The organism is Oscillatoria sp. HE19RPO, assembly GCF_024220515.1.
Lineage (GTDB): Bacteria > Cyanobacteriota > Cyanobacteriia > Cyanobacteriales > Laspinemataceae > Laspinema.
The window spans coordinates 1-18589 of record NZ_JAMXOT010000195.1 but is presented as its reverse complement, the minus strand read 5'-3'; the positions used below and the strand labels follow the sequence as shown (position 1 = coordinate 18589).

The window sequence follows — 18589 nt, the reverse complement described above, 5'->3', positions numbered from 1 at the left end:
CCAAAAAATAAAACCTTCAAAAAACCCGCAGGCTCAAGCCTGGGGCTACACGGACAAAGCCCGCCTGCGCGGGCTAAAAGAGCCTTGTTAGGTGCGATCGCATCAAAGCAAGGATGATTTATTTGTTGGAATCCCCTCAGTACCTACATCATAGTCCAGGTCATGTTTCTTTCTTGAATGGTCAATGGTCTTATGAAGTCAACAACTCCCTCAAAGAGGACCTTACAAGCAATCGTGAATGGGATGGACTGCCCTAGCTGCGCCAAAACCATTCAGGCGAATTTGGAGCATCTTCCTGGTGTGGAAAACGCTGCTGTCAACTTTGCCAGTGGCAAGCTGAGTGTCTCCTATGACCCTTCTCAAGTTGAGGAAAGGGTGATTGGCGATCGCATCACGGCTCTGGGTTACACCTTTGATATCGCTCCAACCCATCCCGTTCAAACACTTCAAACCCAGGTCACCGGGATGGATTGTGGGGGATGTGCCAAGACCATTGAAGCGAATTTGCAGCAGTTGGCTGGAGTCAGTGAGGTCTCCGTCAGCTTTGCATCAGAACGATTGACCGTATCCTATCACCCCGAACAAGTCCGTGAAGCCGACATCATCAAGGGTGTGACAGACCTGGGCTATAGCGTTGAGCAGGTGCAGGAAAAGACTGCTGCTAAAAAACTGATTGCCAAGGTGGGCGGAATGGATTGCGGCAGTTGCGCTAAAACCATTGTAGCCAGCCTACAGAAGACGGCAGGAATTCATGAAGTTTCAGTCAGTTTTGCCACTGAGCGGTTGGAGGTGTCGTACAACCCGAGCCAGGTCAGCGAAAAGGCGATCGCCGAGCGAGTTACTGCTTTAGGCTATACAGTTGAGGACGTGACAACCACGAATGTGGGGGATACGGGCAGTGGTTCTGATGCGGTGGCACAAACTCAGGCGACACCTAGCCAGCGATCGTCCAAGTCTGACTTGACAGGTTGGCAATTCTGGCTATTGACACGACGAGGACAAACCGTTCTTTTCAGTGGCATTGGCCTAGTTCTGGGATTGATTGCCGAACAATTGTTATCCCTCGGTTGGATTGCCCAAGGTTTCTATGTCATGAGCTTGCTGGTGGCTTTTCTGCCGATCGCACGCGCTGCATGGATTGCCTTGAAACTGCGTCGAGCAGACATGAACTTGCTCATGTCGCTGGCGGCGATTGGAGCGGCTATTTTGAATTTATGGTTCCAAGGGGCACTGGTGATGTTCCTGTTTGCCTTGGGAACAACGTTACAGACATTTACTCTCGGGCGCACCCGCAATGCCATTCGCGGCTTGATGGACTTGACTCCACCAACCGCCACGGTCAAACGGAACGAGCAAGAGGTTTTCGTTCCTGTGGAAGAGATTCAAGTTAGCGAGATTCTCACCATCCGACCGGGACAACGCATCGCACTAGATGGCATAGTAGTGTCTGGGATGAGTGCCGTTGACCAATCTCCGATTACGGGAGAAGCGATCCCAGAGGACAAAGAGAAGGGCGATCGCGTTTTTGCAGGCACCCTGAACCAGACCGGCTTTTTGGAAGTTCAAGTCACTCATACTGCCCAAGACACCACAGTTTCCCGCATCATTCATCTGGTGGAAGAAGCCCAAGAAAGCCGCGCTCCAATCCAGCAATGGGTCGATCGCTTTTCTGCCATTTACACGCCGATTGTTCTGACTTTGGCTGTAGGAATTGCGTTTATACCTCCGTTATTGTTGGCGCAACCGTTTAATGTTTGGGTCTACAAAGCACTGGTATTGCTAGTCATTTCCTGCCCTTGCGCTCTAGTAATTGCTACACCCGTTTCCCTGGTGAGTGCGATTGGGGCGGCAACCCGAAATGGTGTGTTATTCAAGGGTGGAAATGCGCTAGAGACAGCCGGAAAACTAACAACCCTTGCCTTTGATAAAACGGGCACGATTACGCAGGGAATGCCAGTCGTACAACAGGTTTACGACCTGGGAGAAATGGAAGCGTCCACAGTGTTGCGGATTGCGGCTTGCCTAGAACAACAATCGGAACATCCTCTAGCAAAGGCGATCGTCACAGCAGCGAAAACAAAGGGGATGGAATTAGAGACTCCAGAGGATTTTACCGCTATCCCTGGGAAGGGAGTTTGGGCAAACTTCGGACCGTCAATTTATTTTGTTGGCAATAGACGTTTGTTTGCCGAGTTAGAAATTCCGCTGTCCGCAGCAGCAGAATCTTTATTGGCTGAGATTGAATCTCGCAGGCATACTCCTGTGCTAGTGGGAAACCGAGAGGGCTTAATAGGAGCGATCGCTTTAGCCGATGGACTGCGTTTGGAATCCATTGAAGCGGTACGATTGTTGAAACGAATTGGCTTGAAGCGATTGGTGATGTTGACCGGCGATCGGGCTTCCGTTGCCTCTCAAATCGCTCAACAGGTTGGCATTGATGAGTATCAAGCCGAGTTACTTCCGGAAGATAAACTTCAGGCCATTTACAACCTTCGCCACCAAGGAACGGTAGGCATGGTTGGAGACGGTATTAATGATACTCCCGCTCTAGCTGCCGCAGATGTTAGTTTTGCAGTGGGTAACATCGACATTGCCCTTGAAACGGCTGATGTGGTGCTAGTCGGGAATGACCTCAGACGTTTGGCTTATGCCATCCAACTCAGTCGCCGCACGATGTCAGTAATTCAGCAAAGTATTGTCATTGCTTTAGTGCTGAACGGAACGTTCATTCTCCTGGGAACTTTGGGGGTAATTGGACTGCCAATGGCGGTGTTAGAAGATATGGGGTCTTCTCTGTTAGTAACTTTCAACGCCATGCGGTTGTTTAACACCAAGACTGATGAAGCTTGAGCTGATAATTTTGCCAAGGCGATCGCTACTATCAGATAACTGAATCAGGGCGCTCTCCACGCCGTCCTAATAATACCAAATCCGGTTGTCAAAATTCGGGTTTTTCTTCAGCCCGCGCAGGCGGGCTTCGTCCCTGTAGCCCCACCCTTGAGGGTGCGGGTTTTTATAGACTTTGATAAGGGGATTGCAAAATATAAATCATCCAACCGTTCAACTGAAAGAAGTGTAGGGGCGCAATGCTTGCGCCCTGGGGGCGTATGCAATACGCCCCTACATTGACGGGGCTATTCCGTTGATTCCTCACTACGAACGAACGTTTTGTACGCCCCTACATTGACGGGGCTATTCCGTTGATTCCTCACTACGAACGAACGTTTTGGAGGTTTTATTTTTTGGAGTTCCCTAACCGAATTGCGTATAATGTTTGGGGGATAGGAATTGATGGATTGAATTGGATTGATTCTCTGAAAAAATTGCAGGATTTGAGCATCGTTTTGATGAAACTCCACCCCCATACACCACTTTTTTATCGAAGGGGCTTAAGAGCAATGTCGGTTATCCAATCCATTTTCTACCCATCGACTTTCTAGCCTTCTTGTCATCCCTTCAGGGGATAATCAGGAGTATTCTCTTCCTGATTATCCCCGATTTGAGTTTATTTCAAGTTGGCCAACTTAATGCGCGGGTCAATGGATTTCAGGAGTAAATCGGCTAATAAGTTGCCGATAATTAACATCACGGCCCCCATCATCAAACTAACCATGACCAGATAAATATCTTGGCTTCTGACTGCATCTAAAATCAACCGTCCCAAACCGGGCCAGTTAAAGAAGAATTCCGCAATAAATGCGCCACTGAGTAAACCGGCAAATTCAAAGCCCAAGATGGTGATTAAGGGATTGATAGCATTTCTCAGGGCGTGAACGTAAATGACGCGATTTTCCGGCAATCCTTTAGCGCGGGCGGTTTGAATGTAGTCTTGACGAAGAACATCTAATAATTCCCCCCGGGTAATCCGTTGCAACCCGGCGAAACTGGTAATTGAGAGGGCGAGAGTGGGTAAAATCATGTGCCAAGCAATATCCACAACTTTGCCAAAGGGGGTGAGTTCATTATGATAAATACTGGTCATGCCGCCCACGGGAAAGAGGGGAGAGAGTCGCTGGGCTAAAAACAGGAATAACAAGGCGGTAATGAAGCTGGGAAACCCTTGTCCCATGTAACTGAGGGTGCGTAATAATTTGTCAAGGGTGGTATTTTGTCGAACCGCGCTGATAATCCCCAGGGGAATGGCGATCGCCCAAGTCAGGATTAAGGAAGAAAAGGACAATAGCAGAGTATTGGGGATGCGTTCCCATAATAATTCGGTGACTGGGCGATGATATTTGAAACTATACCCAAAATCTCCCTGGGTGATAATTTGGGTCAGCCAGCGGAAATACTGTTCAACCGGATGGCGATCGAGACCGAATCTGATGGTCAAAGCATCTAAGGTTTCGGGGGAAATTTGGGGATTTTGCCGCCAGGTATCTAAGTAATCCCCCGGGGCAAGTTGAATAATGGAAAAACTCAGCGCAGAGGCTAGTAAGAGGGTTAATAAGGCTTGTAATAAGCGCTTAACTACATAAAAAAAGGTCTCGCTGGTGAAGGCATTAGTCAGGTTGTTTTTGGCCGAATCTAGGCGTTGGCGACTGGAGGGTGCTTTAGTAGTAGCCATAGTTGTTATTTTTAGGGGTGATGATTGTTCGCTCATTCCCTAAAGGTTGAGGTTTTCAGGTAAGGAGGGAGAGCGCGAGAGACTTGGGGGGAATCAAGCCCGGGAAAGTTCTAATCCTCTATTTAATACTCTATCAAAGTTAGAATGGGGACATTGGGGAGTCGTTGTCGTCCGTTCAAATTCTGCAATTCAATTAAAAAGCAAAAGCCCACGAGTTCAGCTTGGGCGAGTTCTAAAAGTTGGACGGTGGCAACGGCAGTTCCGCCGGTGGCAATCAGGTCATCTACAATTAAGACGCGAGTCCCCGGTTGGATGGCGTCCTGGTGCATGGAAAGGCGATCGCTGCCATATTCCAACTCATACTCAATTTCGTGGCAAGGGGCGGGTAATTTCCCGGGTTTACGAACGGGGATAAACCCGATGCCGAGTTGATAAGCTAAAGGGACCCCAAACAGAAACCCCCGAGACTCCATGCCGACGATGCAATCCGGTTGGAGAGGGGCGCATTTTTCCGTCATGAGATCCACCGCATACCGTAAACCCTGGGGGTCTCGCAGGAGGGTGGTAATATCCCGAAACAGAATGCCCGGTTTAGGAAAGTCGGAAATGTCACGAACCAGAGATTTTATATCCATACAAGACAAGTTTAGAAGATGAAAGAGTGGCTAGGAGGTGGGTTTAGTCTTAAATCAGGGGACCGGACTTCGCGGTTTTAGACCGGATTGGTGACGAATTGGCAAAGAATTGGCCCCGAAACCGGGGGTCTGCCCTCTACAGTACCGATCGCCTCTGATGGCGATCGCTACAATAAAACCGGCAAGGGTGCGATCGCGCTTTAAATCGTACCATTATTACCCAGGGGAACTCAGCCCGGGGGTTCGTCATCCCCGTCACCCTATTCAAGGGACATCCGTCCCCAAATCCGGTAAAACCCAGGATCTTTTTTGGGGTAAGCCTCTGGATTGGTAGAATAAAAAATTTGGGCTCTCCCCGGTAGCGGTTGCTTCTGCTGTGAAAGGTGAGGCAACAGGATCGTTGGGATTGCTAGATCAAAGCTGAACCCTTTATGTGAATACTAAAATCAAAGTTAGAGAAAGAAACCTGGCGGTCAATTGCACTCAAGTCAGTCATCCATCAAGGCGAATTATAATGAATGCTCCGGTAAGCGTAATGCAAACAACCCATCCACCCGAAACGACCACTCCGATAATTTTAGAGCATCTGCCCGAACCCCCCGGGTTTTCCGGGCGGGGATGCCCCAGACGCGCACGGTTGCAAATTGACTTGCTGCTGTTGGCGATCGAAGCCTTGGATCTGAACGCATCTCAATCGATCTTAGCCGTCGCCAAAGAAGAACAACTGCAAGATATTATTAAAAATCGGGTGTTCCTCTGGATGCTACGCAGCACGAATCCCCTGCGCCGTTATAGTCAACGTCGTCCCCTGAGTTTAGAAGAAGCCAAGGCATTGGTGGCGATCGCTTGTAAATTAGCTCGAAGAATGACCGTCACCATTCGGCAGTTGCTCACGGACTATCAGCAATTGCAACAGAAACAAATTCCCCTGGAGCATCATTTGCGCTTATCCCATTACCTAGAACGTTTCCGGGCGCATTTCCGGAGTCGGATGAATCCGCGCCGTGCGGGGGTAGCGATTTATAATACCAATGAAAAGTTAAATGACCTGGCAATGGAACTGCTCGGGGAATTACTGTTTTGTACCGGAACAGCAGGGATGCAACGGTTGTGGTTCAGTTTGTTTGATGGGGAGGTTGAATGAGTATTCAACGTCAATATAGTTTACCGACTTGCAAGCTGGTGTTAGAGGGGTTAACCGACGATAACCTCTCGGGCGATCGCCAGGACGGGTCCAGACCTCTGATGTCGATTTTGGTCAGTGCGGAGTGCTATTTACCCCCCCGGAAGGAACCCATTGCTGGGGGACAGGAGTTTTTTCAAAGTTTAGTGAATGTCGTCAGTCACTATGCCCAAGAATTTTTGAGTGGGGTCAAGCGGTTCTCGTTCTATACCATTCCGGTGGAACCCCGGGATGGGGTGCCCACCCCAGTCCAGTTGCAAAAAATTAATCCCAATTTGCACCGCTTGATTGTCCAACCCCAGGAGTCTTATAACAGTGCGCCGATTGAGATTGATTTGAGTTCGGTGCAATTGTTTGACTTGGTGGAGGCGGTGGATCAATTCTGCGCCGATAGCCAGACTCTACCCCAGATCCACGGCAATTTACGCTCTCTGAGTCGCCAAGAAGCCAAGGTTCATGAACCTGTCGCCAAACGAGCCTTACCGGCAACGGTGGGACTATCGAGTTTAGCAGTAGCGGCCCTGGCCTTTTTCTGGATGCCGATTCCGACCTATCAACGTCCCATCGAAGCGGTCCCGGGAGAGAGTTCCGAGGAGTCGCGCCAGGGAACTGAAGCGATCGCCAGTGGCAATGGTCCCGGTAGTCGTCCGGCAGGTTCCCCCCCGGGTCCCGCCCAGTTCGGCACCACCCTGGTGAGCAATCGACAGATTACTGATGTCAGTGAATTGCAGCGTCTCGAACGGGAGGTTTATAACCAGATTGATCGCGCCTGGAGAACCCCTCCAACGTTTAGTGAGGCGTTAGTTTATCAAGTCGCCGCAGGGACCGATGGGGCGATTTTAGGATATAAACCAGAAAACCAAGCGGCAAGGGATTATCAAGATGAAACTCCCCTGTTGGATTTGGTGTACATCCCCGTTGATGGGGGGACGGCAACGGCGGAAGAGGTGGCTGTGTTTAGAGTGGTGTTTGAACCCTCAAATACAGTCCAGGTGAGTCCTTGGGAAGGCGATCGCTCTGAAGTCGGCGATCGCTCTGAGGTCCCGGAAGTCACTCCCGTGGCGGATATTCAAGATCCGACAGTCCTAGAATCGTTACAACAGCAAGTTTACGACACGATCGACCGAGCCTGGACCCAAAATCCTGAGTTTGAGCAGGACCTGATCTATCGGATTTGGGTGAATGCTCAAGGGGCGATCGTGGACTATGAAGGAACGAATTCTCTGGCAAAAACGGCTCTGGATCAAACGCCCCTGAAGGAGTTACATCAACCCTCCGCCGATTATGTCCGCAACACCACCGGCAGCGATTCCTCTTTGGCTGAATTCCGCGTGGTTTTTACCTCCGGTGGCATTTTGCAGATTAGCCCCTGGAAGGGTTTTCGATAGGCAGGGTCCGGGGCCGCCCCCGCCCCCACTCCTTTCCCCTCCTTGATTCTCGCTCACCGATCGGGCGCTTCAGTCCAGTCCTAACACCGTTACCGCAACGGGTTCGAGCCTTCCCTAAAATCGGGAATTTTACCCCGGGGTTACCCTGAGCGATCCAGGCAGGGAGTCAGTCCGATGGCCAACCGAAGCAGACAGAGATAGGACGACTGGCTGCTTCCTGAAGATAAAAGGGAACGCCAGCTTTTGATTTCAACCCAGACATCGGGGAAACAACCCAGGGGTTGAGGTGGGTGGGGTCAGTTCTGACTCCGGCAAGGGGCAACTCCCAATTGCCAAGGGAGGGCGATCGCTGCTAAATGTAATCTGTTAACTGGCAATAGTCAGTTGCTATCCACTCCGGAGCCTTCAATTCTGACGAGTCCCCCCTTAACCACCTATCACTGAGCGCTCACGCAACATGAAAGTCGTATTCTTCGGTACTCCCCATTTTGCTGTTCCCACATTGCAAATTCTGTTAGCCACTCCCGAGGTTGACGTATTAGCTGTGGTCACTCAGCCCGATAGACGTCGCAGTCGCGGCAGCCAATTGGACCCTTCCCCGGTCAAAAGTTTAGCTTTAGCTCATAATCTGCCCGTCTGGCAGCCCCAACGAGTCAAAAAAGACCCTGATACTCTGGCGTTTCTCAGACAGACTCAGGCGGATTTATTCGTTGTGGTGGCTTATGGACAGATTTTATCTCAGGAAATTCTGGATATGCCCGCCTTGGGCTGTGTGAATGTCCATGCCTCCCTCTTACCTCAATACCGAGGGGCTGCTCCCATTCAATGGTCTCTGTACAATGGGGACACGGAAACTGGAGTCACCACGATGCAAATGGAGGCCGGTTTGGACACCGGACCGATATTGCTGAAGGCTTCTGTGCCGATTGAACTGTTGGACAATGCGGATCACGTGGCGCATACCCTCTCTACGGTAGGGGCGGAGTTGTTGCTGAAAACGGTGGTGAAGTTAGGCCGTCAGCAAATTCAACCTATCCCCCAAAATGATGCGGACTCGACTTATGCGCCGTTAATTCAGAAGGAGGATTATCTGCTGGATTGGTCCCGCAGTGCAGTCGCCCTCCATAACCAAATTCGCGGCTTTTTTCCCAACTGCATCGCTCAGTTTCGCGGCCAGGACCTCAAAATTATGGCCACTGCGCCTGTGGGCGATCGCTACTGGGAACAGCTTCCCCCGTCGTTTAGCGTTCTTGAACATAATTGGCCTGCCCTCTATCCTGGAGAGGGCAAACCCGGTGAAATTGTCAGTATTGCCAAACATATCGGGCCGATTGTTCAAACCGGCGACGGTTTTTTACTCTTACAACAAGTCCAGCTTTCGGGTAAACGCGCTCAATCAGGTTGGGATTTTGCAAATGGGATGCATCTACTCATGGGCGAAATGTTGGGTAATGGGAATGCCTGAATGCCGATAGAAACGCGATCGATGCCTAACTAGGAAGCGATCGCGTCTCTTCGGATTCGGATTCGGTTAAGGGTTCAAAAAAGCGGCATCCCGCACAGGGTCCTTCTGGATTGACGGCACAGCGAATCAGTTCGGATTTAGCGTTGAAGCGGCAACTGGCCTCTCCAATCACCCAACGACCCTCTACAAGGCTTTTTTCAATCGGTCGCTGCGCTGACTGAACGTACAGAGCAATATTTTGCAAGCGATAACGACCGGATTTCAGTTGATATCGATGGCGGCGTTCTAGAACGGCGTAAGTTTTTCCTTCGAGATCCAGATAGTGACCCGGTTGCGGATTCCAATCTAAATGCACTTTCCCCAAGGATTTCGAGGGTTTGGTTAATATCACCTCTGTGGGTAAAGAATCTGGTTCCATGATTCCTCTGTGATGTTCTTTACCTTTTTACGTTACCTTACACCGCCCCTGGATGCCGAGACTCCCCCAAATCCCTTTCGCTTTACCCCGGGTCCCTCTGGACTAGGGGAGTGAGCGGGTATGACTCGTGAACCGTAATCGTGCGGGTGCGTCAAGGGATTCATCCTCAACCGGGTTCGGCAATTTTTGGATGAGACGCACCCGATTTTTGAAACCTGGGCTTGTTCCCTTCTTATCAAAACTCGCTCTTTTGTCCCGGGGATATTTCACCAGGCGATCGCGGGGTAATCGGTAAAGTGATGATCAACTCTGTCCCCTCTCCCGGGGTGGAACGACAGCGCAGTTTTCCCCCATGTTTTTCCACCACAATGGAGTAAGCAATTGAGAGTCCTAAACCCGTCCCTTTGCCGACGGGTTTCGTTGTAAAAAAGGGGTCGAAAATTTTCAATCGTACCTGTTCAGGGATACCCGGACCATTATCCGCAATCCGAACCTGAACCCAATGGCGATCGCTGACTTCGGTACGCAGGATAATCCTCGGTAAACGGGTTTTCCCCGGGTCTAAATCCGATCGCATGACATCGGTAGAGGTTACCGAAACGCTAGAATCAGGGTGAAATTCTTCGTGACTTTCCTCGCCGAATCCCTCAAACCCATCCATCGCATCGATCGCATTATTTAAAATATTCATCACCACCTGATTCACTTGAGACGCATAACAAGTAATTTTCGGCAGGTTGCTATACTCCTTGATCACCTCAATTCCTGGACGCCCATTTTTACCCGTTAGACGAGACTGCAAAATTAACAGCGTCGAATCAATTCCTTCATGAATATCCACCTCTTTCATCGCTGATTCATCCAGGCGCGAGAAATTTCTTAATCCCAGAACAATTTGACGAATGCGATCGGCCCCGTTTTTCATGGAAGAGAGCAACCTCGGTAAATCTTCCAGTAAAAACTCTAGATCCATGTCCTTGATGACTGCTTTAATTTCCGGGTTGGGAGTCGGATAATGCTTCTGATACAGACAGACTAAGTTAAACAAGTCATCCAGATACTCTTCCGCATGATTCAGATTGCCATAGATAAAACTCACCGGGTTATTAATTTCATGAGCAATTCCCGCCACCATTTGGCCGAGACTGGACATTTTTTCGGTTTGAATCAGTTGGGTTTGGGTTTGTTTGAGGGTTTCTAAGGTTTGCGACAAGTGGAGATTTTTTTCATTTAAGGCATCATTGGCCTGATTTACAGCCTGAGTGCGCTCTTGGACTTTGGCTTCCAGGTTGGCATAAAGCAGGGCATTTTCTAAGGCGATCGCCGCTTGGGAGGAGAGAATTTTCAAAATCTCTAGGCGGTCCCGGCTAAAGGCTCCCCGGGTTAAATTATTTTCTAAATACAGGATGCCTAATGTTTTTCCCCCATTCACAATCGGGGTACATAACAAGGACTTTAACTGATGAGCCACCACATAAGGCTCTTTTGTAAATGCCCCTTCACAAGCGGCATCGCTTAAAACTAAATTAGAACCCGTTCGCGCCACATATTTGACGATCGCCACGGGTAAATCGGAGCAGGTTTCGATATCAATAGATTGTTCAACCGTCACTGCATCAGCCGCAGTAGAAGCGGAGGCCGATATGAATAGTTTGCCTTCCACGTCTAAAATTAAAAAGGCTTTTTCAGCGCCAGCATTTTCGATCGCCGTTTTCATCAGGGTCGCCAGCAATTTATCGAGGACGATTTCACTGGCGATCGCTTGTGAGGCTTTCAAGACGGTGGTCAAATCTAGGCGATCGCTGCTCTCCCGAGGGACTGAGACTCCCACCGGGGTTGGTTTCTGTCCGTTGGTAGGATGAAATTGCTCTGAGGGGACGGGCAACAAGTGGGAATAGGTAGACTCCAACTGCTGCACTTTTGCGGTTGCTCCCCATTGTTTATACCCCTCCCGCGCTTCCTGCATATAGGCTTTAGCTGGGGTGAGTTTTCCTAATCCTAAATAAAATTTAGCCGCTAGTTCGTTGGCGAGGGCGGATTCTTGCACATACTCCTGTTCTGTGGCGAGTTGAATCGCGCGATCGTACCCGTCCATCGCCTGCAATTTGTGACCGAGAACGCGGTCCCGTTCGGCCTGAACGAGATAACATTTATGCAAATAATTCATGGGGGCATGAGCGGCCCATTTTTTCAGTTTCTTTTGGTTCGTGGCGACTTTTTTAAGGAGATTTTTGCGGTTTTGCTCGGGCGTGCGATCATCGCACAGGGCGATTCGAGTGAGGGAATCATACCAATAAAACAGTCCGACAACCGGCAAGGCGATCGCCCCGTCTAAATAGTTCTGCGCTTGTTCGGCATTAACTAGCGCTTCGGTGTAATTTTCAAACCAATAACACAGCATTAATTGATTCACAAAATAATCGTGTAGTCCGTTGCGGTCATTAGCTGAAATCATCAAGGGAACCGCTTGCACCCGATTATAGGCTTCTCCCACTAACTCCCCGGGATTTTCACTTCGTCCCAATAAATTGAACACCGCTTGTCGATACATTTCATTCCATTGCACCACGGTCATCTGTTGCCATTGGGTCAGGGAATGGCTCAAAGATGCCATTTCCCGTTCTACCTCATTGAGTTCTGTGCCGATAAAATATAAGTTTTGACAGCGGTTTTTGGCCGCGTAAGAGGCCCATTCTAAATCTCCATTTTCAATCCCGCTCCGTTCCGCTTGCCGTAACGGAATCAAGGTTTCCTTGAGATGCACGCGCCAAGGGTTGATGAGCCCTTCTACCATTGTTAAAATTTTGGCATTGGCTTGCCCGGCACCGAACTGAGATAACAGATTTAAGGCTAATTGTCCAAATTTATACCCGAGTTCAATTTCACAAAATACACCGGATAAAATTACGCCATAGGTGGCATAAGCAAAGGCGGACCAGGGTGAATTTCCAGATTGAATGGAGAGATTCACCTGTTCAAATACAATCAGAGGCAGTAAGGGAGGATCGGCTTGATAGGCGGCAGATATCAAGCTAGAGAGAATTCTCATGGCGGCGAGTTTCTCGGGTTCCTTCATGACTGGCAATGCCAGTAAGTCTGTGGGGTCTTTGTCCCCCATTGCCGCTTGGTTTTTTTCCCGTTGCCGTTGGATATCGGCCCGGGTGGGATGATCGATTAAATCGATCCCCAGTTGTTGGGCAATGTTTACGCCAATTTTTACGGCTTCAAGGGGTTGGGCTTGGGCCATACAAGCTTGAATTTTGAACTCATAAATGTTGACGGCATCAAGCAGGGTTTTACTGGACTCAATGACCGGATTGGCTAATGCTGTCATTTGCTGGAAGTCACCACATAAATAAGCGGCTTCTGTGGCTTCTTGATAGAGGGTTAAAGTTAAGCCATAGTGCGTTTGCCAGCGGTCGTTTCCTAAGAGTTTAAGACCTTGATTCAGATAGTTGAGCGCTGTTTTGTAGGCTGCCGATCGCTTGGCTTTTTGTCCGGCGCTGAGGTTTAATTGAGCAATTTTTTCGCGTTTTTCGCGTTCCCTGGGAGAATCACTCGGTGAGATGCCTTTATTGAGTTGATTGACGATCTCAAACAGGACCTCATCCTGGCGATCGCTGGGAGTCTGGTTGAGCCAGTATTGTCCGATGCTCAAATGCACCGCAGACTTGGCGGAATCGGACATCAGAGAGTAAGCCGCCGCATGAATGCGATCGTGTACAAATTTGTAGTGCGCGGTGAGGCGATCGAGATTGGCTTCTTCGTGAGTGCCGGATTTCCACTCGGCGATCGCCACGGACCAATCCGCACTCTCCGTTGCCGGTAACACAAACCCTTGGGTGACTCCTGCACGCAGATTTGCTGCTGTTTCTTTCACAGACTGCTGGGAAATCGCCGCTAAAGTTTGCAGATCGAAGCGTTTACCAATACAAGCTGCCAGCTTGAGTACGGACTGCTCTCGTTCCCCCAGCTTCCGGATTTTTGCCGCCAGCAGTTGCACGACATTATCCGTAATAGCGCACCGTTTAATTTTTTCAATCGACCACTGCCATGCCAAACTTTTATTATCAAATTCAATTAAGCCATCATCATAAAGCCCGGTCAAAAACTCCTGAATAAAAAAGGGATTCCCTCCGGTTTTATCTACCACTAATCCCGCCAACGGTCCCGCTTGTCGTAAGGAACATTGAAAAGTATCGGCCAAAAGCTGATTGATACTCACTAATCTTAAGGGTTCTAATTCCAGGCGATTGACAATTCCTCCGGTTTGCTCAATTTGGGCCAGCCGTTCTAAAACCGGGGAAGCGGTATCTCGGAAGGGAACTGGAGATTCTATCTCGCGATAGGATAAAATTAAAAAAAGTCCCGGATCGGCCACGGTCATCAGCCGTTCAATCAGCCGCAAAGACCCGGCATCCGCCCACTGAATATCATCTAAAAATAGGGTCAGGGGATGGTGAGGATGGGCGAAAACTTTGATGAAATTTTGAAAGGTCAAATGAAAGCGATTTTCGGCTTCGGCGGGGGGTAAACTGTTGATGGGCGGCTGCTTGCCCAAAATTAGCTCCATTTCGGGAATCACTTCAACAATTACTTGTCCATTGTTTCCGAGTGCTATTCTTAATTGCTCTTGCCAGTGGTTGAGGCGATCGTCCGGTTCCATGAGCAGGTTGGCCACTAATTCCTCAAAGGCTTTAATCCAGCCTAAATAGGGAATATCCTGCTGATTTTTGTCAAATTTTCCTGAAAGAAAGTAGCCATTTCTTTTGGCAATGGGGGATTCGAGTTGCTGGACTAATGCGGTTTTACCGATGCCGCTTTCCCCGACGACTAGCATCACTTCTCGTTGGGAATTGACGGTGCGCTCAAAGGCAGAGCCTAAGGTTTGAATTTGAGCTCGTCGTCCATAAAATTTAGGGGAAATATTAAATTTTCGGCAAATATCATTTTCCCCTAAGATAAACTCTTCGATTTCTCCGGTTGCTTCTAATTGCATCAAGCAGACGACTAAATCCGCTTGGAGTCCCCAGGCACTTTGATATCGGTCTTCTGCTGTTTTGGAGAGCAATTTCATCACCAGGTCGGAGATGATTTTGGGAATGGAAGGGTCGATTTTATGCGGGGAAAGCGGCTGTTTTGCAAGATGGGAATGGACCAGTTCCATCGGGTCGGGACTGGTAAAGGGGAGTTGGTTGACCAGGAGTTCGTAGAGGGTGACTCCTAGGGAATAAAAGTCGGTTCGATAATCCAGGGTGCGGTTCATCCTGCCGGTTTGTTCCGGGGACATATAGGCGAGAGTCCCTTCTAAGAGGTTGGGATTTTTTGAGGGGGGATTTTCTTGGGAAACAATGGTGGCAATGCTAAATCCAATCAGCTTGACTTCCTCGGTTTCGGGGTTGAAGAGGATATGCTCTGGATTGATATCTTTGTGGATGATGTTGGCACTATGTATGGAACCCAGGGCTTCGGCAATTTGAATGGCTAGGGTTAAAAATTCCGCTTGAGTTAAGGTCCGATTTTTGATAAATTGTTTTAAGGATTGTCCGCCAAAGTCTTCTAAGATTAAGGCGATCGCCTGGTTATACTTTTGCAGGCCATAGGTCTGGACTACGCCGTCTAAATTGAGCCGATAAATTTCATACTCTTGCTTGTATCGACTGAAATCTCCTGCACTGGCTCCATCGGAATGCAACAGTTTGACGATCGCCGGTAAGTTATCTCGCGATCGGATGGTGCGATAGACGCTGGAGCGTGCATTTTCGCTCAGTTGCTCAATGATTCTAAAACCGTTGAGGGCTCGGATCAGTATTTTGCTTTCTATCATAGGTCCAGTGGGTGGGTTGGTCCAGTCAGAATAGGGAAAATTTAAAATACCCCCAGAACGGTTCAAATCAGTCTTCTCGGGGTGGATTCAACCGGGTTTTAGGGTGGCGATCGCCCTTCGGAAGCATGGGGGGTTAGGAACCCTGCTTGCTTTTGTTTTCTCAGTTTAACTTAAGCCTTTGTACTTGTCTGTAAAAAAAATCAGGAAATCTCCACTGAATCCATCGCCACCGATGCGGGAATTCGTTCCCCGGTGAGTTAACGTCCTGATTTATCCTTCTTCTCTCACTGGATCAGCACAAATCAATCTTTGATTTGCATCTATTTCTTTTAAAATTAAGAGATAATTTAGCGGCATTTTTCCATAATGAGCAATCCCTTAGAACGCTTAAAATATTTACCCTGGACTTCCCTACTGCCGGTTGCGGGCCTCACGACTCAACTTGTGGCTGCAATTGAGGTCTGGTTGGCGTATGGTGCCACCCAATCCAGCGCCCTTCGGGATGCCTTGACTTTACTCTATGCACCTCCTTTAGGAACCTTGGTTTTATTTGCGTTGGGGATGGGAATGGGGGCGATCGCTGTCTATGGATGCGAACTCTGGAATCGGTCCATGCTCAACACCGGGAGTCTCTGGGCCCTAGCCTTTTGCTTACTCCTCGGTCTCTGGATTAAGTCCCTCCTCCCCATCCCCGGGTTACTCGTGGATCTTTCCCAAATCTCTTTTATCGCTTTGGTGGTGGGCATTTTCTGGAAGGGCCGACCTTACATCCGCTAACGTCCCTTGGAAGCACCGAGTTGAGCTGGATCGCCACCCCAGGATTGAGAATTGAGCCTTGAGGATTGTAGAGGGATTGTCCTTTCTCAATTGTCAATCCTTCAGCCTTGATTTTTGACTGGGCAAAAAAAAATCCCGCTCAAGTTGAACGGGAAGCCATCAGGGTGCATCTACTAATGCACCTTATATTAACCCATGAGGGGTGTAACCCCACATTTCTTTAACAAAAATTTATAAAGTCGCCGAAAAGGTCCAAATCTCGTTCACGGGCTCGGGATTATTTCACCCTATTCAAGTAAATATTACAGATTAATCATTCAGGATTGAGCTAAATTGCGCTAGTCTAGGAGGTCAGAAAACTCCAAAGCAGCTAATTGAGCCCGACGCTGAGAGAGTTGAAACTCTAAGGATTCGATTTCCGAAAGTAGTTGCTGTCGTCGTTGTTCTACCCCATCGGTTTGCAAAGCTAGAAAGGCTTCAATATCCGGCCATAATTCCACCGCCCAATCTTTACTGGAACTCCGGTATTCTTTGATAATCTGCACCGTGCCATTGGGTTCGAGTACAAATAAACTGTACAACCGCTTCTGAGTGGATTTTTTGCTGCCTTTTTTCTCGCAATGCAGATAGAGTCCGGGTTGTTGAAAGGTTTGGACGCTGAGGTTACTGACAAAATCACCCAGAATCGAATACCCATCGGTGGCGGTGGTATCGACTCCCTCAACTCGCTTACACCAGTTCCCTGATTTTTCGGAAAGACTGCCTTCCCAAAACCCCGGTGCATTCAGGAAGGCTTCTTTAAGATTAACCAGAAAGGATTCACTCATAGATTTAAGGTTGAAGTGGGGGACGGGGCGATCGCCTGTCATGGAAAAAGATCAATCATACTCCATTCGGTTGTTAAAGGTCTATAAAAACCCACACCCTCAAGGGTGGGGCTACACAGACAAAGCCTGCCTCCGCAGGCTGAAGAGTAAAATAGGTCTTTCACAACCGGATTTGGTATCAGGACCCTACCTGGGCGACTAGAGCGAACTTCCAGGAGTTACTTGGTAGAAAGTGAACCCCATTGAGCTTCACCGGGTATCGGTTGCGTGGTGACTTGTTTGCTCTGATTTCGCACGGATTTCTTTTCCCAACGAGGTGCCCTGGGGGTGGCTGACTCGGATCCAGTGGAGTCTGGATGGGGAGGGATTGATTCTTCAGGCGATCGCGACTCTGAGAGTTCCGGTATCAGTTCGGCAGTCATTTCTCTGGGTTCAGAATCCCCAATCCCAGGGGAAACCGAGGGGATACGTCCCCGGGAGCGAGTTTTTTTCGGACGACGCACCACAGGTTTGGGCTTGTTCGGGTCCGCAATGAACCAGAGAACGGCAAAAATAACGAAGATATCTAATAGCAGCATTTCCAACATAATCAAACCTTAAATCGTGCGGCAGAATAACCCTAAAGTGGGGTCGGGTCGCGATCGCCTGCTTGAAAGGAACGGTCAGCAACTGTCCCCTGAGATCAAAGCGCGATTCCCTTCTTGATTGTAGAGTTTAAGAGGACCGAGAGCCAACTGTTTGCTCCAGTGGACATCCAGTTTTAACCGGGTTGCCCTCCGCAAAATAGGGATTCGAGGGCCACAAAGCCGAGTCAGAAATCCGGGTTCTGGCGATCGCGCATCGAAGAGGACCCCACCCTAACCCTCCCCTTGCCAAGGGGAGGGAACCGGAGGTGCTCTTAAGCGTAAAAAACCTACTGTGGTCAGCCCTCACAGAACCCCACCCTGAATCCAGAGGCGATGCTACAGTCTGGGGTTTTGTGCTTTCGGTTCCATTTGGGATTCTGGGATATCCGGCGCGGGGATAGTTTGTTTGAGGTGATAACCCTGATGGTCCATTTCTCGCACAAAATTAGTCGGTTCCTCTAGTTCTGCCGGGGGTGCTTCCCCTGGGGGTGGCGCTTCTCGTCTCAGTTTTTTAAGTTTAGCTTTTCGTCCCATTGTATCGGTCTCCACTGAGGTTTTTAACTGAATTTTAGCGGAATTTTGGCAAGATAAATTCAGAGTTGTATGGTTTTGAGGTCCGTTGTCTGAAGGATTCGGGGAACTGGCTAATTGCAAATTAAAAACTGAGTCACAATTTGACCCCGGCGACCCTCCGGAGTGGTGACATTGGCAAAATAGCCGCGACGATCCTCTACGGTTAGGGTATTCCAACAAATAAATCATCCTTGCTTTGATGCGATCGCACCTAACAAGGCTCTTTTAGCCCGCGCAGGCGGGCTTTGTCCTGTGAGCCTCCACCCTTCAGGGTGCGGGTTTTTTGAAGGTTTTATTTTTTGG

General features: G+C 49.2%; 12 protein-coding genes. 5 read left to right on the top strand and 7 right to left on the bottom strand.

Annotation, left to right across the window (positions count from 1 at the left end; all coding sequences use genetic code 11):
• The first annotated feature begins 243 nt into the window (after positions 1-243).
• Positions 244-2850 (top strand): heavy metal translocating P-type ATPase, encoded by a 2607-nt coding sequence (locus NG833_RS18120; protein ID WP_254566676.1) that lies wholly within the window; start codon positions 244-246, stop codon positions 2848-2850.
• Between the two features lie 655 nt (positions 2851-3505).
• Here the strand turns inward: NG833_RS18120 and NG833_RS18115 are convergent.
• Positions 3506-4567, bottom strand: a complete 1062-nt coding sequence (locus tag NG833_RS18115; RefSeq protein ID WP_254566675.1) for an ABC transporter permease — start codon at positions 4565-4567, stop codon at positions 3506-3508.
• A 122-nt stretch (positions 4568-4689) separates the two neighbouring features.
• A complete protein-coding gene (locus tag NG833_RS18110) occupies positions 4690-5202 on the bottom strand; it encodes an adenine phosphoribosyltransferase (protein ID WP_254566674.1) in 513 nt (170 codons plus the stop codon).
• 535 nt (positions 5203-5737) lie between these two features.
• Here NG833_RS18110 and NG833_RS18105 point away from each other — a divergent pair.
• The 3 genes from NG833_RS18105 (at position 5738) to fmt (ending at position 9238) form a co-directional block, all read left to right on the top strand.
• The gene (locus tag NG833_RS18105; protein WP_375293927.1) at positions 5738-6346 is read left to right on the top strand and encodes a DUF3038 domain-containing protein; all 609 of its coding nucleotides are present in this window, start codon (positions 5738-5740) and stop codon (positions 6344-6346) included.
• Positions 6343-7773: a DUF4335 domain-containing protein gene (locus NG833_RS18100; RefSeq protein WP_254566672.1), complete on the top strand. Its 1431-nt coding sequence runs from the start codon at positions 6343-6345 to the stop codon at positions 7771-7773. The genes NG833_RS18105 and NG833_RS18100 overlap by 4 nt, the downstream gene beginning before the upstream one ends.
• Before the next feature lie 457 nt (positions 7774-8230).
• Complete coding sequence (fmt, locus tag NG833_RS18095) at positions 8231-9238, top strand: methionyl-tRNA formyltransferase (protein ID WP_254566671.1); 1008 nt, start codon at positions 8231-8233, stop codon at positions 9236-9238.
• Between the two features lie 25 nt (positions 9239-9263).
• On the opposite strand, the gene NG833_RS18090 is transcribed toward fmt, so the two are convergent.
• Both NG833_RS18090 and NG833_RS18085 read right to left on the bottom strand, forming a co-directional pair.
• Positions 9264-9656, bottom strand: coding sequence for a DUF6464 family protein (locus NG833_RS18090; RefSeq protein ID WP_254566670.1), 393 nt, complete (start codon positions 9654-9656; stop codon positions 9264-9266).
• 235 nt (positions 9657-9891) lie between these two features.
• The gene (locus NG833_RS18085; protein WP_254566669.1) at positions 9892-15483 is read right to left on the bottom strand and encodes an ATP-binding sensor histidine kinase; all 5592 of its coding nucleotides are present in this window, start codon (positions 15481-15483) and stop codon (positions 9892-9894) included.
• Positions 15484-15849: 366 nt separating this feature from the next.
• Here NG833_RS18085 and NG833_RS18080 point away from each other — a divergent pair, with 366 nt between their 5' ends.
• Positions 15850-16260: a peptide chain release factor 1 gene (locus tag NG833_RS18080; protein WP_254566668.1), complete on the top strand. Its 411-nt coding sequence runs from the start codon at positions 15850-15852 to the stop codon at positions 16258-16260.
• 338 nt (positions 16261-16598) lie between these two features.
• Here NG833_RS18080 and NG833_RS18075 read toward each other — a convergent pair whose 3' ends face one another.
• From NG833_RS18075 to NG833_RS18065, 3 genes are all read right to left on the bottom strand, one after another.
• Complete coding sequence (locus tag NG833_RS18075; RefSeq protein ID WP_254566667.1) at positions 16599-17087, bottom strand: hypothetical protein; 489 nt, start codon at positions 17085-17087, stop codon at positions 16599-16601.
• Positions 17088-17305: 218 nt separating this feature from the next.
• On the bottom strand, positions 17306-17674 hold the full coding sequence (locus NG833_RS18070) for a hypothetical protein (RefSeq protein WP_254566666.1): 369 nt from the start codon (positions 17672-17674) through the stop codon (positions 17306-17308).
• 375 nt (positions 17675-18049) lie between these two features.
• The gene (locus NG833_RS18065) at positions 18050-18247 is read right to left on the bottom strand and encodes a hypothetical protein (protein ID WP_254566665.1); all 198 of its coding nucleotides are present in this window, start codon (positions 18245-18247) and stop codon (positions 18050-18052) included.
• Positions 18248-18589: the final 342 nt, after the last annotated feature.

Excerpts from the sequence above, each read along its gene's own strand:
- NG833_RS18120 (WP_254566676.1), top strand. The coding sequence starts at position 244 with ATGGACTGCCCTAGCTGCGCCAAAACCATTCAGGCGAATTTGGAGCAT.
- NG833_RS18115 (WP_254566675.1), bottom strand. The coding sequence starts at position 4,567 with ATGGCTACTACTAAAGCACCCTCCAGTCGCCAACGCCTAGATTCGGCC.
- NG833_RS18110 (WP_254566674.1), bottom strand. The coding sequence starts at position 5,202 with ATGGATATAAAATCTCTGGTTCGTGACATTTCCGACTTTCCTAAACCG.
- NG833_RS18105 (WP_375293927.1), top strand. The coding sequence starts at position 5,738 with ATGCAAACAACCCATCCACCCGAAACGACCACTCCGATAATTTTAGAG.
- NG833_RS18100 (WP_254566672.1), top strand. The coding sequence starts at position 6,343 with ATGAGTATTCAACGTCAATATAGTTTACCGACTTGCAAGCTGGTGTTA.
- fmt (WP_254566671.1), top strand. The coding sequence starts at position 8,231 with ATGAAAGTCGTATTCTTCGGTACTCCCCATTTTGCTGTTCCCACATTG.
- NG833_RS18090 (WP_254566670.1), bottom strand. The coding sequence starts at position 9,656 with ATGGAACCAGATTCTTTACCCACAGAGGTGATATTAACCAAACCCTCG.
- NG833_RS18085 (WP_254566669.1), bottom strand. The coding sequence starts at position 15,483 with ATGATAGAAAGCAAAATACTGATCCGAGCCCTCAACGGTTTTAGAATC.
- NG833_RS18080 (WP_254566668.1), top strand. The coding sequence starts at position 15,850 with ATGAGCAATCCCTTAGAACGCTTAAAATATTTACCCTGGACTTCCCTA.
- NG833_RS18075 (WP_254566667.1), bottom strand. The coding sequence starts at position 17,087 with ATGAGTGAATCCTTTCTGGTTAATCTTAAAGAAGCCTTCCTGAATGCA.
- NG833_RS18070 (WP_254566666.1), bottom strand. The coding sequence starts at position 17,674 with ATGTTGGAAATGCTGCTATTAGATATCTTCGTTATTTTTGCCGTTCTC.
- NG833_RS18065 (WP_254566665.1), bottom strand. The coding sequence starts at position 18,247 with ATGGGACGAAAAGCTAAACTTAAAAAACTGAGACGAGAAGCGCCACCC.